The organism is Candidatus Cloacimonadota bacterium, assembly GCA_020532355.1.
Taxonomy (GTDB): domain Bacteria; phylum Cloacimonadota; class Cloacimonadia; order Cloacimonadales; family Cloacimonadaceae; genus UBA5456.
The window spans coordinates 1-3,515 of the sequence record JAJBBD010000213.1; the positions used below are offsets into that span (position 1 = coordinate 1).

General features: G+C 39.9%; 1 protein-coding gene. It reads left to right on the forward strand.

Annotation, left to right across the window (positions count from 1 at the left end; genetic code table 11):
• Positions 1-221: 221 nt before the first annotated feature.
• The coding region (locus LHW48_07310) for a hypothetical protein (protein MCB5260262.1) at positions 222-3,515 on the forward strand (3,294 nt) is incomplete at its 3' end.

Below are 3,515 nucleotides of genomic sequence, written 5' to 3' on the forward strand. Positions count from 1 at the left end.
ATTATAAGACAATCTGAAATCTGTTATTCAAACCAGAAATGGATTATAATTTTACAGAAGTCGTAAAATAATTTCTCCCATGGTTTTACGCAATAAATTAACTTCTTTATTGACAAGAATCAGCAGTTAATCTAGTGAGTCCGAGTATAAATTATAGAAGAATCCTTGTTTAAAATGAGATATGAAGAACTCGGGTAGATGAATAAATTCAGTTAGGAGGAATGATGAAAAGTTATATGTTTTGCGTATTCCTTATATTGCTTATGGTCGTCCCATTGATGGGAATACCTTATGAGCAGACGGAGGAATATACCCAAAAGCAAGCCATCTTAAACGAAAGAGCAGTAAGGTTCAAGGCAGAAACAGGTTTTGAGGGAGATATCACTTTCAATCACCAGGATATGAAGTTTTCGCAACTGTATGGTATATTTAATGATATCCGTTTAACAGCCCCTCAGGATACAATATCTGCGGAAGGTGCATTCGACAAAGTACTGCTTAAGATAACACCCTTCATATCGGCGCGTGAAGGTCAACTAATCCCCTCAATTATCGAACGTAGCCAATACATGGTATCGAAGAAGTGGGAACAGAAAATTAACGGTTACAGCGTGCATCCAGGCGGCATTATTAGCATTTCCTATAACATTGATACTCAAGAATTTATCATTAATGATTCAACAGTGGATATTCCTAATACACCAATTCCTATAAACATAAGCAAAGAAGATGCCAAACAAATAATGATCAATGAGTATAAAAAGTCAGAGTATTACAATGGTCGTGTAAGAGGTAGTTCTCAAGAACCGAGTATTGCATACAATAGGATTTCAACATCCAAGGATCCATTGCAGTATAGACTGTATTGGTCAATGATGTTTTTTCAGGTTTCTTTCAGCATTGATGTGGAAACTTTAGAAATTCATCAACACATGAATATTATGATGTATAATATGTTAGCAGTGAAAGGTAAAACGTACAAACCAACAATCAGTGGTTTGGTGTTTGACCCAACAACTCCTCCAGAATCATCTTTACGGGGTATAAATGTTATGAATGGCGATCAAAATGGTTTCACTGATCCGAATGGATGCATTCAGCTATCACTTTCTCCTCAAGAAAATTATAAGGTAAGCTTGAGAAGTGAAAGATGGGATATCCGATCTATATATAACGAATCAAATTCGTTAAACGTAGATTACTATACAGAAATCGATCCGATGAGTTACGAGACCAATGTTTTAGATTTCATTGATACCCAAGATGAGCTAAACCCAGCGCCTCCATCCTTATATGCTGCTAACATTTACTATCATTTACAAAATCAAGACGACTTCTTCACAGAGCGAAGTCCTTCCTTCTCATCTGTAACTTATCCAGTAATTTATAATGATAATGAGGCTTTACCGGCGAATGACTGGGGAGGAGTTTTTGAAGTTAATTATAATACCGGTACCGTAGCAATTCATTACTACAATGGTTTCAATCCATACATTATTATGCATGAGTTATCTCATTTCTATACATTCAACAGAATGAATAGTTTAACTTTCAGTGGTGTTGCCTCAACGATGCTTGATAAAGCCATGGACGAAGCATTCGCAGAATATTGGTTGGGAAGGGGGCTTGTGACCAACAGTCATATTCGGAATTACAACGGGAACTCAATAGCTATTGATTTGCTAGACATTTACGACATTCATTCATCTGCAATTTATAACAACCTATCATTAACTCTTAACGAGGATTTTTATTCATGGTACTATTGTGGAATGCCAATTGCAGCAGTTTGGGAGGATATCCGAACAAGTCTCTGGTTCGATGATTTTGATATTAAATTGCTTGGTGCTTTGACTTCCATAACCGTGAATGATCAAGATTTAAGCAAACCTCGATATTTCTATAATGTTTTGATGAGAACCTCTACTCCTAATGCTCAGATGATTATTGACAAAGCCTATTCAGGCAGGGGTTTTCATTTCACGCCCCAAGTGGAAAGCTATAGCGAGGCAGATAGATCCCGGAACGTCTTTTCTCCCGGTGATCAGGTTCACGCGAAGATCACAAAAGCACCACAAAACACTCCGTTTGATGTCTATGTGATCAGGCATGATGACTACACATACGTAGATGGGGCAAATGTATCCACTCTGACCCCCCATTTAGCCAGCGGTTTCTCAAACCCGATAACCGGTAATCGCACCGATAACGAAGGTAAGTGGAGCGGATTGATCTGGACAATCCCCACCGAGCTTGAGAATGTGGATGGCGGTTATGACATTATCGTGAACTTTGGCAGTCCGGAAGCTCCTGATAATCGAATTCATTTTACCTATACTGCTGCAAATGTGATGGATGGCTTTGATGGGCTGCACGTACCGGGCTTTACAGTGACAACACCCACTACCATAGATATCGTACTTGCGTTAGACTGCTCTCCGAGTATGAGCGACCGTAGCCAACTAGCAAGAACAGCCAGGCAGTTTGTAGGTCAGTTGGAGGACGGTGATCGGGTTGGTGTGTTTGGTTTTGCAGCAGAGGTAGGTGGTAATCAGTATATACAGGACGTCGTTATAAACAGAATCCCAAGTGGATCATTGGGATTGACGCCAATCCTCAATAACAAAGATTATTTGAGTGGGCAGGGCGTTATCACATTTCCAAGCAATTACCCTTATCTTACCTACTCAACTGATATGAGAACGCCTTTTGTTAATGGATATTTGTGTTTCGACGAGTTGGCTAGACCAAAGCATTTTGTAACACTATCAGATGGATGGCACTGTTTACCCAATGGCACAACTTTACCTGATGGCACTTTTCACGATCCTACTAACGAGATTCGTAGTCGTTTATTGTATTCATATGAACCGTCCGGTATTCAATGCCATACAATGCGTTATAAGGCATATCCAACAAATAATGATGGCGACTACCCATATAATGAAGCCCAATCAAATATGCTCATGAATAGAATTGCAGAGTGGGGGAATGGAAGCTCTTGGAGCAGAAAATTTGTTAATGAGACTTACCAAGACATAAATGCGATTCTGGACGCGATAAGGCAAAGCTCCTCCAGCATTGATGAAAACAGGTCATATATAGGCCCCAATCCTGCTCAGGACACAGAAATTATACAATTTCTAGTAGATAAAAACGCCCACTCACTTGTTGCAAATTTCTCCATCAGTTGGTTTTGCACGGATACTACTGGATTGATCGACTTCAACCTTGTTAGTCCTTCTGGAATAGACGTGACGCTGAACCCAGATAATTACCATTACTACACATCATTAGGGCGAGTAGAACTCCCTTTTCCAGAACCAGGATTGTGGGAGGCCATAGTTACGCGGCCACAATCCACTTCCAGTGTATCGAGCTTTAGTTTTTCTGCAAAGGTTCAATCTGATCTGGAGGTGCATTTGACGTACTCTCCACGGAAACATAAGATGAACGTGCCTTTGCCATTGACGGTAAGGGCATTTGAATATTTGGAACCGGTAACTGATGCCCAG